Here is a 17,224-nt window from a genome sequence, read left to right on the forward strand (position 1 = left end):
CATGTCGTCTGCCCGCGTCGTGCAGCGGCGCCCGGCGCTCGCGCTCGCGCGGATCTCGTCGGGCGCCGCTCGACGGCGCCTTGCCCGCTGCCGCCGGGCGTATTCGCGAAGCGGGCCAGGTGGCCCTGGCCGGCCCGGCGATCGCCTCGCGCCCTCACGGCCCCCTCGTCCCTGTCGGCCGCCGGGCCGCTTCGTGGGCGCGGCCCGGTCATGCGACGTGCCGGCCCGGGGCCGGCCTCGCTACGTCATTTCAGTGCGAGTGGCGCGGCACCTCGGCGCCGCGCATGCCGACCAGGAAGTCCAGGTCGCAGCCCTCGTCGGCCTGCAGCACGTGGTCGACATAGAGCCGCGCATAGCCGCCGCGGCCCTGCTGCTCGGCCACGCCCGGCGCGGCGGCCGGATCGACGTCGGACAGGCGCCGCTGCAGTTCCTCGTCGCTGATGTCGAGATGCAGGCGGCCGGCCTCGCAGTCGAGCTCGATCCAGTCGCCGTTGCGCACGGCCGCCAGCGGGCCGCCCGCGGCGGCCTCGGGCGCCACGTGCAGCACCACCGTGCCGTAGGCGGTGCCGCTCATGCGCGCGTCGGAGATCCGCACCATGTCCTTCACGCCCTGGCGCAGCAGCTTGGGCGGCAGGCCCATGTTGCCGACCTCGGCCATGCCCGGGTAACCGCGCGGCCCGCAGTTCTTCATCACCAGCACCGAGTCCTTGTCGACCTCCAGCGCCTCGTCGTTGATGGCGGCCTTGTAGTGGTCGAAGTTCTCGAACACCACCGCGCGGCCGCGATGGCGCAGCAGCTCGGGCGTCGCCGCCGAGGGCTTCAGCACCGCGCCGCGCGGCGCGAGATTGCCGCGCAGGATGCAGATCCCGCCGTCGGCGATCAGCGGCCTGTCGAGCGGGCGGATCACTTCCTCGTCGTGGTTCGGCGCCTCGCGCACGTTGTCCCACAGCGAACGGCCGTTGACGGTCAGCGCACCCGGATGCGGCAGCAGCCCGGCCTCGCCGAGCCGGCGCAGCACCGCCGGCAACCCGCCCGCGTAATAGAACTCCTCCATCAGGAAGCGCCCCGAGGGCTGCAGGTCGACCAGGGTCGGCGTATCGCGGCCGATCCGCATCCAGTCCTCGAGCTCGAGCGGCACGCCGATGCGGCCGGCGATCGCCTTCAGGTGGATCACCGCGTTGGTCGAGCCGCCGATCGCGGCATTGGTGCGGATCGCGTTCTCGAAGGCCGCGCGCGTGAGTACCTTCGACAGTTTCAGGTCCTCCAGCGCCATCTGCACGATGCGGATGCCCGACATGTGGGCCAGCACGTAACGGCGCGCGTCGACCGCAGGAATCGCCGCGTTGTGCGGCAGCGCCACACCGAGCGCCTCGGCCATGCAGGCCATCGTCGAGGCGGTGCCCATGGTGTTGCAGGTGCCGGCCGAGCGCGACATGCCGGCCTCGGCCGAGAGGAAACGGTGCAGGTCGATCTCGCCGGCCTTGAGCGCCTCGTGCAGCCGCCAGACCGCCGTGCCCGAGCCGATGTCCTTGCCCTCCAGCTTGCCGTTGAGCATCGGCCCGCCGCTCACCACGATGGCCGGCACGTCGCAACTGGCCGCGCCCATCAGCAGCGCCGGCGTGGTCTTGTCGCAACCGGCCAGCAGCACCACCGCGTCGATCGGATTGCCGCGGATCGCCTCCTCCACGTCCATGCTGGCGAGGTTGCGCGTGAGCATCGCGGTGGGCCTCAGGTTCGATTCGCCGTTGGAGAACACCGGGAATTCCACCGGGAAGCCGCCCGCCTCGTGGATGCCGCGCTTGACGTGCTCGGCGAGCTTGCGGAAATGCGCGTTGCAGGGCGTCAGCTCGGACCAGGTATTGCAGATGCCGATGATCGGCCGGCCGTCGAACTCGTGATCGGGAATACCCTGGTTCTTCATCCAGCTTCGGTACATGAAGCCGTTCTTGTCCGCGGGACCGAACCAGTGTTGGGAGCGCAGCTTGGGTTTGGAGTCCGACATGCTCGTAGGTGGGTAGCAGGATTTGCGAGCAGTCTAGTCAGATCGTTGATAACCTACTAATGAAAAATCGGACGTCTCCGATACACGTTTCCATATCCTCGTAAACACTGAATCGATGCTCGACGCGAACCCCTGGTACGTGCGCACGCGACTGAAAACCAGGCAGTTGCTGCTGGTCGTCGCGCTCGCGGAGGAAGGCAATATCCATCGCGCCGCGGCGGTGCTGAACATGACCCAGCCGGCCGCCTCCAAGCTGCTGCGCGAGCTCGAGGACATGCTCGGCACGGTGCTGTTCGAGCGCATGCCGCGCGGCGTGAAACCCACGCTCTACGGCGACGCGCTGATCCGCCATGCGCGCGCCGTGCTCGGCAGCCTCGAGCAGGCGCAGGAGGAGCTCGATGCGCTCAAGGCCGGCCATCTCGGCCATGTCGCGATCGGCACCATCACCTCGCCCGGTGTGCGCCTGCTGCCGGCCGCGATCGCCGCGGTCAAGAAGCAGCATCCGGCGATGCGGATCTCGGTCGAGATCGAGACCAGCAACGTGCTGCTCGAACGGCTCGCGCAGGACAAGCTCGATATCGTGGTCGGCCGGCTGTCGGCCGAGCACGACAAGCTGCCGCTGCGCTACGAGACTCTCGCCGACGAATTCGTCCACGCGGTGGTGCGCCAGGGCCATCCGCTGCTGGGCGGGCCCGCGCTGACGCTGGCCGAGGTGCGCGAGGCCAACTGGGTGGTGCCGCCCGCCGGCAGCGTGCTGCGCCACCGCTTCGAGCGCATGTTCCAGCGCGCCAGCCTGGCGCCGCCGGCGCGCATCGTGGAGACCGCCGCCCTGCTGTTCATCACGCGGCTGCTGGAAGAGAGCGACATGATCGCGGTGCTGGCCGCCGACGTCGCGCAGTATTACGCCGCGCATCGCGTGGTCGAGATCCTGCCGCTGGCGATGCAATGCCAGATGGACGACTACGGGCTCATCACGCGCTCGGACCGGCTGCCCACGCCGGCCGCCGCGATCGTCACCGATGCATTGCGCGCCGCGGGCGGCCTGTTGTCCGGGAATTGAGGGACAGGCGTGCAAGGGGCGGCGCCAAGCGGCCGCTTCGACGCATCGGGGGCTCGCGCGGCACGCCCGTTACGCGCTAGGATCGTCGAATTCGTTCATGACAACCGCCGTCGCGCATGCCGCGCGCGCCGGGCCCCGCATGACGCCGACCTGCCGCCTCGCGGCGCGAGGGCGCGGCGTGCCCGGGCCTCGCGCCGCCGGCCGTCGACCACGGCACTGAGAGAGCGCATCGATGACCCAGAACATCTACGACGATCCGACGTTCTTCGACAACTACGCGAAGCTCAAGCGCTCGGTCGAGGGCCTCGACGGCGCGCCGGAATGGCCGGCCCTGCGCGCGCTGCTGCCCGAGCCGCGCGGCTTGCGCATCGCCGATCTCGGCTGCGGCTACGGCTGGTTCTGCCGCTGGGCCGCCGAGCACGAGGCGGCCAGCGTGCTGGGCCTCGATGTTTCCGAGCGGATGCTGGAGCGCGCCCGGGCCGACACCGCCAACCCGCGCATCGCCTACCGGCGCGCCGACCTCGAACGGCTCGACCTGCCGGCCGCCGCCTTCGACCTGGTCTACAGCTCGCTGGCCTTCCACTACATCGAGAACCTGCCGGGGCTGTTCGCGGCGATCCATCGCGCGCTGGTGCCGGGCGGACGGCTGGTGTTCTCGATCGAGCACCCGATCCTGACCGCGCCGAGCCGGCAGGGCTTTCGCACCGATGCCGAGGGCTGGCGCCATTGGCCGCTGGACGGTTACCAGAACGAAGGCCCGCGCGTGACCGACTGGCTCGCCGAGGGCGTGGTCAAGCAGCACCGCACCATCGGCACCCTGCTCAACCTGCTGATCGAATCGGGCTTCGCGCTCGCGCACCTGGACGAATGGGGGCCGTCGCCGGCCCAGGTCGAGGCGCAGCCGGCGCTGGCCGAGGAACGCGAGCGGCCGATGATGATGCTGGTGTCGGCGCGGCGCGGGGCACGCTGAATGCGCGTTCAGCGGATCGCGACCAGCAGTTCCTCGGCGTTGTCGGGCGGGCGCAGGCCGTCCTCGCGCGTGGAGAAATAGCGCAGCGCGAGTTCGCTCGCCGGGACATGGCGGGCTTCGCCGAAGCCGGCCTCGCGAGCCTTCGCGCGAATCTCCCCGGGGGTATGGAAGCTGATGAAGGGCGTGCCGCTGGCGCGGGCGCCCTTTTCCGCCATTTCCAGCGCGGGGCGCACGGCCGGATCGGCCAGGTGCAACGGCAGCAGGAAGCTCATCACGAGGCTGGAACCCGGCGCGAGCGCGGCGACCTCGGCCAGCGTGGCGCGGTTCGCCTCGTCGCTGAGGTACATGCTGACGCCGGTGGAGACCACCACCGCGGGTTTGCCGGCGTCGAAGCCGGTCGCCGCGAGCGCCTCGCGCCAGCTCGCGCCCGCCTCGAAATCGACGGGGACCAGGCGCAGCGAATCGGGAATGCCGAAACCGAGTTCGACCAGTCGCGCGCGCTTCCAGGCCTGCGGCCCGGGGCGATCGATCTCGAACACGCGCAGGCGCGCCGCGAGATCCGGGCGGCGCTGCACGAAGCTGTCGAGGCCCGCGCCGAGAATCACGTACTGATCGACGCCGCGCGCAAGCTGCTCGGCCACCCAGTCCTCGATGAATCTCGCCCGCGCGACGATCGCGGCGCGAAACGGCCGCGTGAAGGCGAGATCCATGTCGCCGCGGCTGCGCCAGTCGTCGCCGGGCGCGAGCAGTTGCAGGCCGATCGGGTCGTCGAGCACGTGCGGCGGCGGGTCGGCTTCGACGTGCAAGGCGCGCCAGAGGGCGACGCGCGCGGCGGTGCTGTCGGGGGCGGGGGTGGTGGGTTCGGTCATGGCGGAAAGCGCGAATGCATCCTCACGCGCATCGGGACGAGAAGCTCACATGATAGGCGTCGCCATGCCGCTTACATCGAGTTTCGATCGGAATTCGTATCGACCGGCATTCCGATCAGGCAGAATTCATTCCGCGGCGAATTGAAATCCCTTAATATCGGCAAAAATCAAAAACAGCATAATTTCCTCGGGGAATAAACTTGGTGAGCTATCTGACTCTGCTGCACGCGAATGGCGGAAAGTTGCGAAAAGATTTCGACGACATTGCAATAAAATCGATGTCCGATGCCTATCGCCGCGCGAAGCCAAGCGGGAAACCTCCAGAAGAACCGGATTTCATCGCCAGCCTGGTCAAGCACGGCGTGCCCCTGATCAAGACCGCGCTCGACGCCGTATTCGCGGGCTCAGGCATTCAGATCGCCACCTCGGGCGTGTTCTGCCATCAGTCGCCGATGGTGAAATTCACCGCCCCCACGCCCAAGGCCCGCTGCGAACTGGGCGATATCCTGTTCGTGCACATCCACCAGGGAACATCAGGCAGCGTGCAGCGCAATGCCCTGTTGCTGCAGGCGAAAATGACGGATCCATCGGCGCCGCGCCTGACCGTCCCGACAAGCGAACAGCATCAGTTGTTCCTTTATCAGCATTGGCCGACCTTCACATACGACATGAAGAACGGCGGCACGCTTCATGGCAAATCCAGGACGGTCACGCCACATAATCGACATGCCGGCGCGCAGTATCTGCTGGTCGATTCCGACCCGGTCTTCTCACATTCGCCGACGCCATTTATGCAATATCCGATGGCGGTATGGATGGCCGAGTCACCACTCTTTACGATCGTCTCGCTCGGCGAAACCCTGCTCGAATTCCTGGCGATGTCCAATGGCAGGCAATTCGGTACCCGAACCGGCGCGAGAGGCTGGTCGCACATGATCTGGGACCTGATCGACAACGGCCTGAAAAAAGGCTTCACCAGAACCAGAACGGCGCACGATCCCAAGACGAGTTCGCGCTTCGAGGGCGACTCGATTCCGGCTTACGCCTGCTTCTGCGCCGGTTATGGCCAGGCGGCCCACTCGATTCTCGACGAGGTGCTCGGCGCATCGGCCCGCAAGCTGTTGCGCAGCAGCGGAGATGGCACCGTTCCGCCCGAACTGCTGCCGCCGTCGGAGACGGACGATCCTTCGGGCGGCATCAGCCTGATCGTCATCGAGACCTCGGAATCCGAACGCCGCGAGACATACGCCGAGTAAAGGTAAAGCCGCATGCCCGTCCCGGCCGCACGGCCGGAACGGGCATCCTTCTTACATCTTCACTTCATCCACGAAGGACTTCTTGCCCGACTTGTAGCCGTACAGCGAGATCACGCCGTGCTTCAGGTCGCCCTTGGCATCGAACACGGTCTCGCCGATCACGCCCTTGTAGTCGGTGGTGGGCATCTGCGCCAGGATCTTGGCCGGATCGACCGAGTTCGCGCGCTTCATCGCGTCGACGATGATGTACACCGAGTCATAGGCGAACGGCGCGTCGAACTTGATGATCTGGCCGAAACGCTTCTGGTACTTGGCCTGGAATTCGGCGCCGCCCGGCATCTTCTCGAGCGCCGCGCCCGGCTGCGAGCAGACCACGTTGTCGGCGGCAGCGCCGGCCAGGTCGGAAAGCTGCTCGGTGCACACGCCGTCGCCCGCGAACAGCTTGGCGCGCAGGCCGAGCTGCTTGGCCTGCTTGGCCAGCGGGCCGCCGGTGGCATCCATGCCGCCGTACATGATCGCGTCCGGGTTTTCGCCCTTGATCTTGGTCAGGATCGCGCGGAAGTCGACGGCCTTGTCGTTGGTCGCGTCATGCGAGACCACCTTCAGGCCCAGCGCCTTCGCCTTCTTCTCGAACTCGTTGGCCAGGCCCTGGCCGTAGGCGGTCGAATCGTCGATCACGGCCACCGTCTTGACGCCGGCCTTCTGCGCGTAGGCGGCCAGCGCCGGGCCCTGCTGCGCGTCGGTCGCGACCACCCGGTAGGTGGTCTTGAAGCCCTGCTGCGTGTAGGCCGGGTTGGTGGCCGAGGGCGAGATCTGCAGGATGCCGGCATCGCTGTAGATCTTCGAGGCCGGGATCGAGGTGCCCGAGTTCAGGTGGCCGACCACGGCGACGACCTTGTCGTCGACCAGCTTCTGCGCGACCTGGGTGGCGGTGCGCGGGTCGGCCGCGTCGTCCTGGCCATCCAGTTGCAGCGTGATCTTCTGGCCGCCGATGGTCAGGCCCTTCGTGTTGATCTCCTCGATCGCCAGACGGGCACCGTTCTCGTTGTCCTTGCCGAGGTGCGAGATGCCGCCCGTCAGCGGCTCGACGCTGCCGATCTTCACGATCTGGTCCGCCATCGCGTTGCCGGCGGCCGCCAGGGCAAACAGCGCGGCGGCGCCGATCACGATTTTCTTGCGCGTGTCGATCGTGTGGTTCTGCTTCATGGATTTGCTCCTCCAGTGGAATAGGAATGAAACGCGGTGTCGCGCGCCGGGCGGCGGCGCCAGGCTCGGCCCGAGCCGATCGGCCAGCCGCTGCCGGAGCGCGCGACGGCACCCGCGAATCCGCCCGATGGGCGAGACCATCGGGGACGGATCCACGGGGTTCGACAGTCTACTTTGATCAGACGAAAATCGGCGCTGTATCTGCAGCTTTCTGCGCGGCGGGCGACGCGGATTCGCCCGGGCAGGCGCGCCGGATCGGCCTCAGTTGGAGCAGGAAATATCGCCTTCCTGGCAATGGAGATGGCTGTCGAGCAGCTTGGTCTGGGCCTGGGTGAGCTGGTCCAGGCACTGGCTCGTGACCATCGGCGCGGCGCTGCCGCCGTCCACGCCGCTCGCCTCGAAGGCGCATTGGGCGTCGCGCCAGGCCAGCCAGCGGCGCTGCGCTTCCTTCAGCCGGGTCTTGCCCGGTTCGCCGAGCTTGGCGACCAGGGCGCGGTAGGTGCTGTTCAGCGCCGCGTCCGATTGCTTGTAGGCGCCGGCCGCGCAGGCATTCATCGCCGCTTGCGTGGTGGCCTTGTCCATGCAGCTGGGCTGGGCGGCGAAAACCGACGAACTGGCCAGCAGCAGCGCGCATGCGCTCGTTTTCAGGATGTTCATGATCTACCCGGGAATTGAATTGGATTGAAATGGATTGAGATCGGAATCGTCTGGACGGCGCCATCGGCACGTCCGCTCCGCCAGCAAAGAACAGGCGGCGGCCGTCGATTATTCCGGGACGGATGGGCCGGCGGCCCGACGCCCTGCACCGCCAGGCGAACCGAATCAATCGGTACGCGAACCGGGCGTTCCGCCGGGCACCCGGGACTGGGATCCGCGCAACATTTCCGAGGCGCCCACAAATCGGTCGTATCCAGATGAATACAGCCGATTCAGCTCCCGCCACGAGCCTGTAGAATCGCGCCTCGAGCCAATCCCGACAAGGCGCCGACGGCATCCGCGGAGGCGCTCGACACGGCCTCGACGCCAAGAAACGCGACTAAACGCCTCAAAATCCATCGTGCGCTTCCGGTCACCCAGGCGCGCCGGGCATTTTGGTCGAACCCGGTTTCGACATCCCCGTGTCAAAATTGAGCCCTGGAAAAAGCAAATCGTTACAAATCCGTATAACATCCGCCGATGGACCAAAGAAAACTCATCGCGCCGCCGCCGCCCCGCACCTGGGATGCGCGGCTCGCGCGCCGGCTCGTCACGCCGCTCGTCGATACCCCCGTCACCCCGAACCACCTGACCACGCTGCGCCTGCTGATCGGCCTGGCGGGCGCCGTGTGCCTCGCGCAGGGCGGTTTCGGCTGGATCAACGCCGGGGCCTTCCTGATCGTCCTGTCGAACTTCGTCGACCACACCGACGGCGAACTGGCGCGCATCAGCGGCAAGACCAGCAAGATCGGCCATTTCTACGACCTGGCCAGCGACGCGGTGATCACCGTGGCGCTGTTCGTCTGCATGGGCGCGGGCATCGTCGCCCAGGGCGGCCACATGTTCGCCTCGCCGGTGCTGCTCGGCACCGTGGCGGGCGCGGCCGTCGCGCTGATCTTCTTCCTGCGCATGCGGATCGAATCCCTCGCCGGCAAGGCCGGCACCAAGCAGGCGTCGGTGGGCGGCTTCGAGACCGAGGACGTGCTTTACCTGCTGCCGATCGTGACCCTGCTCGACGGCGTCGAGCGCTTCGTGCTGGCCGCCGCGATCGGCGCGCCGCTGTTCGCCGCCTGGGTCGTGATCGACTACTGGCGCGTCGTGCGCCGCGGCAGCGCCCCGGCAGCCAACCCCACCCAGCCCCAGCCATGAGTACCCAGATCGATGCCGGCCTCGCGCCGCGCGCCCCGGCGACGGCCCCGGCCGCGACTCCCGCGCCCGACGCCGAGCGCGCCGTCGCCTCGGTGGTCGCCCCGCTCGACACCGCCCGCCTGCGCGGCGAATTCGACCGCCAGGGCGCCTTCATCTACCTCGACCAGTTCCTGCCGAAGGACGCCCATGGGCGCCTGGCCGAGTTGGCGCGCGAACTGCTGCCCGAGCTGAACCGGAACTACCTGCCCGGCCACAAGCAGGGCGGCAGCGTGAGCCGTCACAAGATCGACGAGAAGGCGCCCTTCATCGCCGAGCTGTACCGCTCGAAGGCGCTGATCTCGTTCCTCGAGAAGCTCACCGGCGACACGCTGCAGGTCTCGCCCGCCGACGACCCGCACGCCTACGCGCTCTACTACTACACCAAGCCGGGCGACCATATCGGCTGGCACTACGACACCTCCTACTACGACGGCCGCCGCTACACGCTGCTGATCGGCGTGATCGACCAGTCCTCGTGCCGGCTCGACTACGAGCTGCACACGCGCAACCCGGCGGTGAAGGACGAACCGGGTTCGGTGCAGATCGCCGACGGCGGCATCGTGCTGTTCGACGGCGACAAGCTGCGCCACCGCATCACGCCTATGCTGGAAAACGAGCTCCGCGTGTCGCTGACCTTCGAATACGTGACCGACCCCGGCATGCGGCCCTGGAAGCGTTTCATCTCGAACATGAAGGACGCGATCGCGTATTTCGGCTTCCGCCAGGTGTTCAAGCAACTCGCCACGCGCCGTCCGCCCCAGCAGAAATGACTCGTGCCGGCCTTATCCTGCTGTCCATCGGGACGGCATTGTTCATTGCCCTGCTGTCCTGGCAGGGCTTCGGCGCGGTCGTGTCGACGCTCGCCACGGCCGGCTGGGGCCTGCTGCTGGTGGCCGCCTTCCATCTGATCCCGCTGGTGGTGGACGCGCGCGCGATCGCCGTGATGTTCCCGCGCGGCACGCCCGGCGTCTCGCTGCGCGACACGCTGTTCGCGCGCTGGGTGCTGGAATCGGTCAACAGCCTGCTGCCGGCCGGCCAGATCGGCGGCCCGGTGCTGATGGCGCGCTACCTGTCGCAAAAGGGCGTGCCGATGCCGCGCGCGGCGGCCGCCGTCACCGTCAGCACCACCATGCAGGCGCTCGCGCAGATCGTGTTCGCGCTGGCCGGCATCGCGATCTTCAGCTTCGGCGCCAACAGCGCGGCCGCCGCGCACCTGCGCACGCCGGCCCTGATCGCCACCGCCCTGCTCGCCGCCTGCGCGTTCGGCTTCTACCTCGCCCAGCGCCGCGGCCTGTTCGGTCGCGGCCTGCGTATCGTCTCGAAGGCGCTCGGCCCGCGCGACTGGCCCTCGCTGGCCACCCGCGCCGACGCGATCGACGCGGCGGTCGGCGAGTTGTACGGCAAGCGCGATCGCGTGATCTCGACCTTCTGGCTGAGCTTCGCCGGCTGGGTGCTCGGCACCGGCGAAGTGTGGCTCGCGCTGCATTTCCTGGGCCACCCGGTCAGCTGGGTCGATGCGCTGCTGCTGGAAAGCGTCGGTCAGGCGATCCGCGGCGCGGCCTTCATGATTCCCGGTTCGCTCGGCGCGCAGGAGGGCGGCTACCTGCTGCTCGCCCCGCTCGTCGGGCTGCCGCCGGATGCCGCGCTCGCGCTCTCGCTCGCCAAACGCGCGCGCGAGCTCGCGTTCGGCCTGCCCGGCATCCTGTACCTGCATTTCAGCGAAAGAAACTGGCAGCGGCGCCGTTCGCCGCAGCTCGCGGATTAGGAGCCGTTCGACCCGATATCGACGTCAGGCGGCCCCTCGGCCGGACCCTCTTCCGGCCATGTGACAATCATTGCGTGGAGTAATCAATGCGAGCCATCATTCTCGCCGCGGGCCTCGGCCTGCGTCTGCAACTGCCCCCCGAGGCGCAATATCCGAAGTGCCTGCTGCGCTTCGACGAGGTGAGCCTGCTCGAGCGCCACCTGCGCCTGCTCGAGACGCTCGGCGTGACCGAGATCGTGCTCGCGCTGGGCTTCCAGCACGAGAAGGTCGAGGCCGAGCTGGCCCGCCTCGGCCGCCAGGCCGAGATCGTCCTGAACCCGCGTTTCGACCTCGGCAGCGTGCTGACGGTGCATACCGCGGCCGAGGCGCTCACGCGCGGCGGCGACGTGCTGCTGATGGACGCCGACGTGCTCTATGACGACAGCATCATGCAGGCGCTGGTCGCGAACCCGGAGCAGGCCGTCGATCGCCTGCTGATCGACCGCGACTTCGAGGCCGGCGACGAGCCGGTCAAGCTCTGCGTGAAGGACGGCGTGCCGGTCGAGCTGCGCAAGCAGCTGGCCGTCGACCTCCAATACGACACCATCGGCGAATCGGTCGGTTTCTTCCGCTTCAGCGAAGGCACCGCCCGCCGTCTCGCCGAGATCGTGGCCGGCTATGTCGATTCCGGCCGCGCCAACCTGCCCCACGAGGAAGCCGTGCGCGACCTGCTGCTCGAAGGCGGCCGCGACTTCGACGTCGCCGACGTGACCGGCGCCCCGTGGATCGAAATCGACTTCCCCAACGACGTCGCGCGTGCCCGCGACGAAGTTCTGCCGCTGATTCAGCGCAATACCGTAGGAGCCGCACGATGAACGCACGCGAACCCAATTTCACCGAATCCCGCGCGGCTCGGCTGCGCCGCATGCTGACCAGCAGCAACCTCGAATTCCTGATGGAAGCGCACAACGGCCTGTCGGCGCGCATCGTGCGCGAGGCCGGCTTCAAGGGCATCTGGGGCTCGGGCCTGTCGATCTCGGCCGCGCTCGGCGTGCGCGACAACAACGAGGCGAGCTGGACCCAGGTGGTCGACGTGCTCGAGTTCATGGCCGATGCCAGCGACCTGCCGATCCTGCTCGACGGCGACACCGGCTACGGCAACTTCAACAACATGCGCCGCCTGGTGCGCAAGCTCGAGCAGCGCGGCATCGCCGGCGTGTGCATCGAGGACAAGCAGTTCCCCAAGACCAACAGCTTCATCGACGGCGAGCGCCAGCCGCTGGCCGAGATCGACGAGTTCGCGGGCAAGATCAAGGCCGGCAAGGATTCGCAGACCGATCCGGACTTCTCGATCGTGGCGCGCGTCGAGGCGCTGATCGCCGGCTGGGGCATGGACGAGGCGCTGCGCCGCGCGCATGCCTACGCCGATGCCGGCGCCGACGCGATCCTGATGCACAGCAAGCTGTCGCGTCCGGACGAGATCCTCGAATTCGCGCGCCAGTGGAACAACCGCGCGCCGATCGTGATCGTGCCGACCAAGTACTACAGCACGCCGACCGACGTGTTCCGCCAGGCCGGCATCAGCACCGTGATCTGGGCAAACCACCTGGTCCGCTCGGCGGCGGCCTCGATGCAGGCCACCGCGCGCGACATCTTCGAGAACCAGACCCTGGTGAACGTCGAGGACCGCGTCGCCACCGTCAACGAGATCTTCCGCCTGCAGGACGCCGACGAGTACTCGGCGGCCGAGCGCATCTACCTGTCCTCCTCCTCGCGTTCGTCGAACTCGGCGGTCTTGCTGGCCGCCAGCCGCGGCAAGGGCCTGGAGGCCGTCACCGAGGACAAGCCGAAGGTGATGCTGCCGATCGCCGGCAAGCCGCTGCTGCGCTGGCTGGTGGACGGCTTCAAGAAGGAAGGCGTCAACGACATCACGGTGGTGGGCGGCTATCGCGCCGACGCGATCGACACCGCCGGCATCAAGCTGGTGGTCAACGAGCGCCACGCCGAGACCGGCGAACTGAGCTCGCTGGCCTGCGCGCTCGAGCGCATCAAGGGCGACACCATCGTCTCCTACGGCGACCTGCTGTTCCGCAGCTACATCGTGCGCGACCTGGCCGAGAGCGATGCCGAGTTCACGGTGGTGGTCGATTCCTCGCTGACCGATTCGCCGAACCAGAGCGTACGCGACTTCGCACTGTGCTCGGCGCCCGACGATCGCGGCCTGTTCGGCCAGAAGATCACGCTGCAGCGCGTGGCCGGCGACGCCGGCAACGGCGCGCCGCACGGCCGCTGGGTCGGCCTGCTGAACGTGCGCGGCGCCGGCGTGGAGCGCCTCAAGGCGACCATCGCGAAGCTGCAGGCACGCCCGGACTTCGACCAGCTCGACATCCCGGCCCTGCTCAACGCGCTGGTGGAAGCCGGCGAGCAGATCTCGGTGCAATACGTGCACGGCCACTGGCGCGGCGTGAACGACCTCGACGAATTCCGTCGCGCCGGCGACTTCGCCCACGGCCAGACGCCGCTGGCCAACGGCGCCGCCGCCGGGGACGCGCAATGATCGAGGCAGCCCAGTTCGTCGAGGCCGCGCGCGAGCGCGGTTTCGACTGGTACGCGGGGGTGCCCTGCTCGTACCTGACGCCGTTCATCAACTACGTGCTGCAGGACCCAACGCTGCACTACGTGTCGGCCGCCAACGAGGGCGACGCGGTCGCCCTGGTGGCGGGCGCCACGCTGGGCGGGCGGCGTGGCATCGCGATGATGCAGAACTCGGGCCTGGGCAACGCGGTCAGCCCGCTGACCTCGCTGACCTGGACCTTCAAGCTGCCGCAACTGCTGATCGTCACCTGGCGCGGCAAGCCGGGCGAGCACGACGAGCCGCAGCACGCGCTGATGGGGCCGATCACGCCGCAGATGCTCGACACCATGGAAATCCCTTGGGAGCTGTTCCCGACCGAGGCCGACCAGATCGCCCCGGCGCTGGAGCGCGCGATCCGCCACATGGACGAGACCGGCCGGCCCTACGCGCTGGTGATGCAAAAAGGCAGCGTGGCCTCGTATCCGCTCAAGGATGCGCCGATGCCGGCGCCGCGCGCGCAGGCGGCGACGCCCGTCTCGGCCCGCGCCGCGGCCGCCGAGCAGCCGACGCGCCAGCAGGCGCTGGCCGCCGTGATCGAGCGCACGCCGCTCGACTCCACCGTGGTGCTGGCCTCGACCGGTTTCTGCGGCCGCGAGCTCTACGCGCTCGACGATCGCGCCAACCAGCTCTACATGGTCGGCTCGATGGGCTGCGTGACGCCGCTCGCGCTGGGCCTGGCGCTGGCGCGCCCGGACCTGACCGTGGTGGCGGTGGACGGCGACGGCGCCGCGCTCATGCGCATGGGCGCGTTCGCCACGCTCGGCGCCTATGGCCCGGGCAACCTGGTCCACCTGCTGCTGGACAACGGTGCGCACGAATCGACCGGCGGCCAGTCGACGGTTTCGCCCTGCGTCTCGTTCGCGGGCGTGGCGGCGGCCTGCGGCTACGCCTCGGCGCGCGAAGGCGGCGACCTGGGCGTGATCGACGCGCTGTTCGCCGAGCCGGCCGACGGCACGCGCTTCGCCAGCCTGTCGATCCGCGCCGGCGTGCCCGATGGCCTGCCGCGCCCGACCGTGACGCCGGTCGAAGTGAAGGAACGTCTGATGCGCCACATCGGCGCGGGAGCCCAATGATGCTGCTGCTCAACCCCGGCCCGGTCACGCTGACCGAGCGCGTGCGCCAAAGCCTGCTGCAGACCGACCTCTGCCACCGCGAAAGCGAATTCTTCGACCTGCAGGACGAGGCGCGCCGCCGCCTGGTGGCCGCCTACGAGCTCGATCCGGCCGAATGGCAGGCGGTGCTGATGACGGGTTCGGGCACCGCCGCCGTCGAAAGCATGATTGCCGCCCTGGTGCCCGAGGACGGCAAGCTGCTGGTGATCGAGAACGGCGTGTATGGCGAGCGCATCGCGCAGATCGCCAGGCAATACCGGATCGCCCACGAGGTGCTGAAGCACGAGTGGATGGAAGCGCCCGACCTCGGCCGCGTCGAGGCCGCGCTGGCCGCCGATCGCGCCATCACGCACGTCGCGGTGATCCATCACGAAACCACCACCGGGCGCCTCAACGCGCTGGGCCCGATCGCCGAGCTGTGCCGCCGGCATGGCGCGCGGCTGCTGGTGGACGGCGTCAGCAGCTTCGGCGCCGAGGCGATCGACTTCGCCGACGGCGTGACCGACGCGGTGGCCGCGACCGCCAACAAGTGCCTGCACGGCGTGCCCGGCGCGGCCTTCGTGATCGTGCGCGGCGCGGCGCTGGCGCGCGCCGCCTCGCGCACCTACTACCTCGACCTGGGCCGGCTGGCCAAGCTGCAGGCGCAGCGCAACACGCCGTTCACGCCTTCGGTGCATGCCTATTACGCGCTGGTCGAGGCGCTGCGCGAGTTCGAGGACGAAGGCGGCTGGCAGGCGCGCCACGCGCGCTACCAGGCGCTGGCCGACCAGGTCCGCGACGGCCTGGCCGCGCGCGGCATGCCGCTGGTGCTGCCGGACGGCGAATCCTCGGTGGTGCTGCGCGCCTACAAGCTGCCGGCGGGCGTGGCTTACGAGTCGCTGCACGACGGCCTCAAGGAACGCGGCTTCGTGATCTACGCCGGCCAGGGCGGCCTGTCGGCCTCGCTGTTCCGCGTCTCGACCATGGGCGCGATCTCGCCAGCCGATGTCGACCGGCTGCTCGACGGGTTCGGCGCGCTCACGCGCTGAGCTCCGAGCGGCGCGCGACGCCGGGCGCAAGCCACGATAAAACGGGTGCCGAACGGCACCAGTTTTGTTTTGCGGCACGCCTGCCCTGGAGACCGCGAGCGCCGACGCGCGAATCGATGCCCTCGATTGAATCTCTTTTTTGAAACAATTCGGATACCTATAATCTCCGCTCGATGCGCCGGTCGCCGCATGCATCGGTTCGCATCGACGCTCCCCGTCGCGTTTTCACGGGGGTGCGCCCCCTACACCATCCTTTAGAATCACGAAACGTGTGGTACAGGCCGCGGCCGCGGCCGGTACCACGGCCATCCGCGCGAGCGCCCGCATCCAGTCGTATCCCTGCCGCATTCCATGACCGCTTCCCCGACGCTCCGCCTGCCCGCCGCGCTGCGCACGCTGTTCCGCCCGCTGCTCGATCCCTATCGCCGCTACCGCCACGCCAAGCTGATCCATGCCGCGCGCGTGGCCCTCAGCGTGCTGGTGTCGATCGCGCTGTCCACCGGCCTGAACATCCCGCATGGCGAGTGGTCCTCGATCACCGTGCTGATCGTGATCGGCGGCCTCCAGCATCACGGCAATATCCGCAAGAAAGCCGCCGAGCGCGCGCTCGGCACCACCATCGGCGCGGTGGCCGGGCTCGCGCTGATCGTCCTGCAATCCGCCCTGCAGTGGCCCCTGCTCACCTACCTGGTGATCAGCGTGCTGTGCGGGATCTGCGCCTACTACGCGATCGGCAAGGCCGGCTATATCGCCCTGCTGTCGGCGATCACGATCCTGATCGTGGCCGGCCACGGCGACAACGAGATCGTCGACGGCCTCTGGCGCGCCGTGAACGTGATCGTCGGGATCGGCATCGCGCTGGCCTTCTCGTTCGCGCTGCCGCTCTATGCCACCTATTCGTGGCGCTACAAGCTCGCCGACGCCCTGCGCGCCTGCGCCGTGGTGCATGCGCGGATCGTCGCCGACAAGACCGTCAGCGACACCGCCCACCTGAAGGAGATGGCCGCGTTGAACGCCTTGCTGGTGCAGATGCGCTCGCTGATGCCCTGGGTGTCGAAGGAGACCGACATCACCATGGCCCAGCTCGACGCGATCCAGCGTTCGCTGAGGCTGGTGATCAGCTCGCTCGAGATGCTGGCCAGCGTGAAGCCGGCCGACGGCGACGTGGATGGCCGCCGCTACGTGCAGACCACGCTGCGCGGCCTGAACCGCCGCATCCACGGGCTGCTGATCGGGCCCAGCCGCGCGCTGAAGTTCGGCACGCTGGCGCGCCTGCATCCGCTGCCGGCGATCAGCGTGCCGCAAGGCGCCGAGGTGCCGGCCCAGCTTTCCGGCTTCGTCTCGATCGACGACAAGATCGCGCGCGAATGCGACCTGATGCGCCAGCGGCTGCAGGACGTGTCGATGCAGTGGAATATCTGAGACGGTCGACGCCACCAGCGGGCGCGCCGGCTACCT

General features: G+C 68.5%; 15 protein-coding genes. 11 read left to right on the forward strand and 4 right to left on the reverse strand.

What is annotated here, in order from left to right; all coding sequences use genetic code 11:
- Positions 1–250: 250 nt before the first annotated feature.
- Entirely contained in the window at positions 251–2,002 is a 1,752-nt protein-coding gene (locus F3J10_RS05210; protein ID WP_167241420.1) for an IlvD/Edd family dehydratase, read from the reverse strand.
- A gap of 115 nt (positions 2,003–2,117) precedes the next feature.
- Here F3J10_RS05210 and F3J10_RS05215 point away from each other — a divergent pair, with 115 nt between their 5' ends.
- Positions 2,118–3,062, forward strand: coding sequence for a LysR substrate-binding domain-containing protein (locus F3J10_RS05215; protein ID WP_105827459.1), 945 nt, complete (start codon positions 2,118–2,120; stop codon positions 3,060–3,062).
- Positions 3,063–3,294: 232 nt separating this feature from the next.
- Complete coding sequence (locus F3J10_RS05220) at positions 3,295–4,032, forward strand: class I SAM-dependent methyltransferase (RefSeq protein ID WP_025098302.1); 738 nt, start codon at positions 3,295–3,297, stop codon at positions 4,030–4,032.
- 8 nt (positions 4,033–4,040) lie between these two features.
- On the opposite strand, the gene F3J10_RS05225 is transcribed toward F3J10_RS05220, so the two are convergent.
- On the reverse strand, positions 4,041–4,901 hold the full coding sequence (locus tag F3J10_RS05225) for a class I SAM-dependent methyltransferase (protein WP_167241422.1): 861 nt from the start codon (positions 4,899–4,901) through the stop codon (positions 4,041–4,043).
- Positions 4,902–5,104: 203 nt separating this feature from the next.
- Between F3J10_RS05225 and F3J10_RS05230 the strand changes: the two genes are divergently transcribed.
- A complete protein-coding gene (locus F3J10_RS05230; RefSeq protein WP_167241424.1) occupies positions 5,105–6,157 on the forward strand; it encodes a hypothetical protein in 1,053 nt (350 codons plus the stop codon).
- A 51-nt stretch (positions 6,158–6,208) separates the two neighbouring features.
- Here the strand turns inward: F3J10_RS05230 and F3J10_RS05235 are convergent, their stop codons facing one another.
- A complete protein-coding gene (locus tag F3J10_RS05235; RefSeq protein ID WP_013690115.1) occupies positions 6,209–7,363 on the reverse strand; it encodes a branched-chain amino acid ABC transporter substrate-binding protein in 1,155 nt (384 codons plus the stop codon).
- A 261-nt stretch (positions 7,364–7,624) separates the two neighbouring features.
- A complete protein-coding gene (locus F3J10_RS05240; RefSeq protein ID WP_166915476.1) occupies positions 7,625–8,020 on the reverse strand; it encodes a lysozyme inhibitor LprI family protein in 396 nt (131 codons plus the stop codon).
- A 519-nt stretch (positions 8,021–8,539) separates the two neighbouring features.
- Here F3J10_RS05240 and F3J10_RS05245 point away from each other — a divergent pair.
- From F3J10_RS05245 to F3J10_RS05280, 8 genes are all read left to right on the forward strand, one after another.
- Positions 8,540–9,208: a CDP-alcohol phosphatidyltransferase family protein gene (locus tag F3J10_RS05245; protein ID WP_025098307.1), complete on the forward strand. Its 669-nt coding sequence runs from the start codon at positions 8,540–8,542 to the stop codon at positions 9,206–9,208.
- The gene (locus F3J10_RS05250) at positions 9,205–10,017 is read left to right on the forward strand and encodes a 2OG-Fe(II) oxygenase (protein WP_167241426.1); all 813 of its coding nucleotides are present in this window, start codon (positions 9,205–9,207) and stop codon (positions 10,015–10,017) included. The genes F3J10_RS05245 and F3J10_RS05250 overlap by 4 nt, the downstream gene beginning before the upstream one ends.
- The gene (locus F3J10_RS05255) at positions 10,014–11,012 is read left to right on the forward strand and encodes an HpnL family protein (protein WP_025098309.1); all 999 of its coding nucleotides are present in this window, start codon (positions 10,014–10,016) and stop codon (positions 11,010–11,012) included. The genes F3J10_RS05250 and F3J10_RS05255 overlap by 4 nt, the downstream gene beginning before the upstream one ends.
- Positions 11,013–11,098: 86 nt before the next feature.
- Complete coding sequence (locus F3J10_RS05260) at positions 11,099–11,866, forward strand: phosphocholine cytidylyltransferase family protein (RefSeq protein ID WP_013690110.1); 768 nt, start codon at positions 11,099–11,101, stop codon at positions 11,864–11,866.
- The gene (aepX, locus tag F3J10_RS05265; protein WP_025098310.1) at positions 11,863–13,548 is read left to right on the forward strand and encodes a phosphoenolpyruvate mutase; all 1,686 of its coding nucleotides are present in this window, start codon (positions 11,863–11,865) and stop codon (positions 13,546–13,548) included. Before F3J10_RS05260 ends, aepX begins: the two co-directional genes overlap by 4 nt.
- The gene (gene aepY / locus F3J10_RS05270; protein WP_025098311.1) at positions 13,545–14,699 is read left to right on the forward strand and encodes a phosphonopyruvate decarboxylase; all 1,155 of its coding nucleotides are present in this window, start codon (positions 13,545–13,547) and stop codon (positions 14,697–14,699) included. The genes aepX and aepY overlap by 4 nt, the downstream gene beginning before the upstream one ends.
- On the forward strand, positions 14,699–15,766 hold the full coding sequence (locus F3J10_RS05275) for a 2-aminoethylphosphonate aminotransferase (protein WP_167241451.1): 1,068 nt from the start codon (positions 14,699–14,701) through the stop codon (positions 15,764–15,766). The genes aepY and F3J10_RS05275 overlap by 1 nt, the downstream gene beginning before the upstream one ends.
- Before the next feature lie 351 nt (positions 15,767–16,117).
- On the forward strand, positions 16,118–17,188 hold the full coding sequence (locus F3J10_RS05280; protein ID WP_166914028.1) for an FUSC family protein: 1,071 nt from the start codon (positions 16,118–16,120) through the stop codon (positions 17,186–17,188).
- The last annotated feature ends 36 nt before the right edge of the window (positions 17,189–17,224 follow it).

The organism is Burkholderia sp. Cy-637, from assembly GCF_011753175.1.
Lineage (GTDB): Bacteria > Pseudomonadota > Gammaproteobacteria > Burkholderiales > Burkholderiaceae > Burkholderia > Burkholderia gladioli.

Coding starts and splice junctions, on each gene's coding strand:
- F3J10_RS05210 (WP_167241420.1), bottom strand. CDS start 2,002: ATGTCGGACTCCAAACCCAAGCTGCGCTCCCAACACTGGTTCGGTCCC.
- F3J10_RS05215 (WP_105827459.1), top strand. CDS start 2,118: ATGCTCGACGCGAACCCCTGGTACGTGCGCACGCGACTGAAAACCAGG.
- F3J10_RS05220 (WP_025098302.1), top strand. CDS start 3,295: ATGACCCAGAACATCTACGACGATCCGACGTTCTTCGACAACTACGCG.
- F3J10_RS05225 (WP_167241422.1), bottom strand. CDS start 4,901: ATGACCGAACCCACCACCCCCGCCCCCGACAGCACCGCCGCGCGCGTC.
- F3J10_RS05235 (WP_013690115.1), bottom strand. CDS start 7,363: ATGAAGCAGAACCACACGATCGACACGCGCAAGAAAATCGTGATCGGC.
- F3J10_RS05240 (WP_166915476.1), bottom strand. CDS start 8,020: ATGAACATCCTGAAAACGAGCGCATGCGCGCTGCTGCTGGCCAGTTCG.
- F3J10_RS05245 (WP_025098307.1), top strand. CDS start 8,540: ATGGACCAAAGAAAACTCATCGCGCCGCCGCCGCCCCGCACCTGGGAT.
- F3J10_RS05250 (WP_167241426.1), top strand. CDS start 9,205: ATGAGTACCCAGATCGATGCCGGCCTCGCGCCGCGCGCCCCGGCGACG.
- F3J10_RS05255 (WP_025098309.1), top strand. CDS start 10,014: ATGACTCGTGCCGGCCTTATCCTGCTGTCCATCGGGACGGCATTGTTC.
- F3J10_RS05260 (WP_013690110.1), top strand. CDS start 11,099: ATGCGAGCCATCATTCTCGCCGCGGGCCTCGGCCTGCGTCTGCAACTG.
- aepX (WP_025098310.1), top strand. CDS start 11,863: ATGAACGCACGCGAACCCAATTTCACCGAATCCCGCGCGGCTCGGCTG.
- aepY (WP_025098311.1), top strand. CDS start 13,545: ATGATCGAGGCAGCCCAGTTCGTCGAGGCCGCGCGCGAGCGCGGTTTC.
- F3J10_RS05275 (WP_167241451.1), top strand. CDS start 14,699: ATGCTGCTGCTCAACCCCGGCCCGGTCACGCTGACCGAGCGCGTGCGC.
- F3J10_RS05280 (WP_166914028.1), top strand. CDS start 16,118: ATGACCGCTTCCCCGACGCTCCGCCTGCCCGCCGCGCTGCGCACGCTG.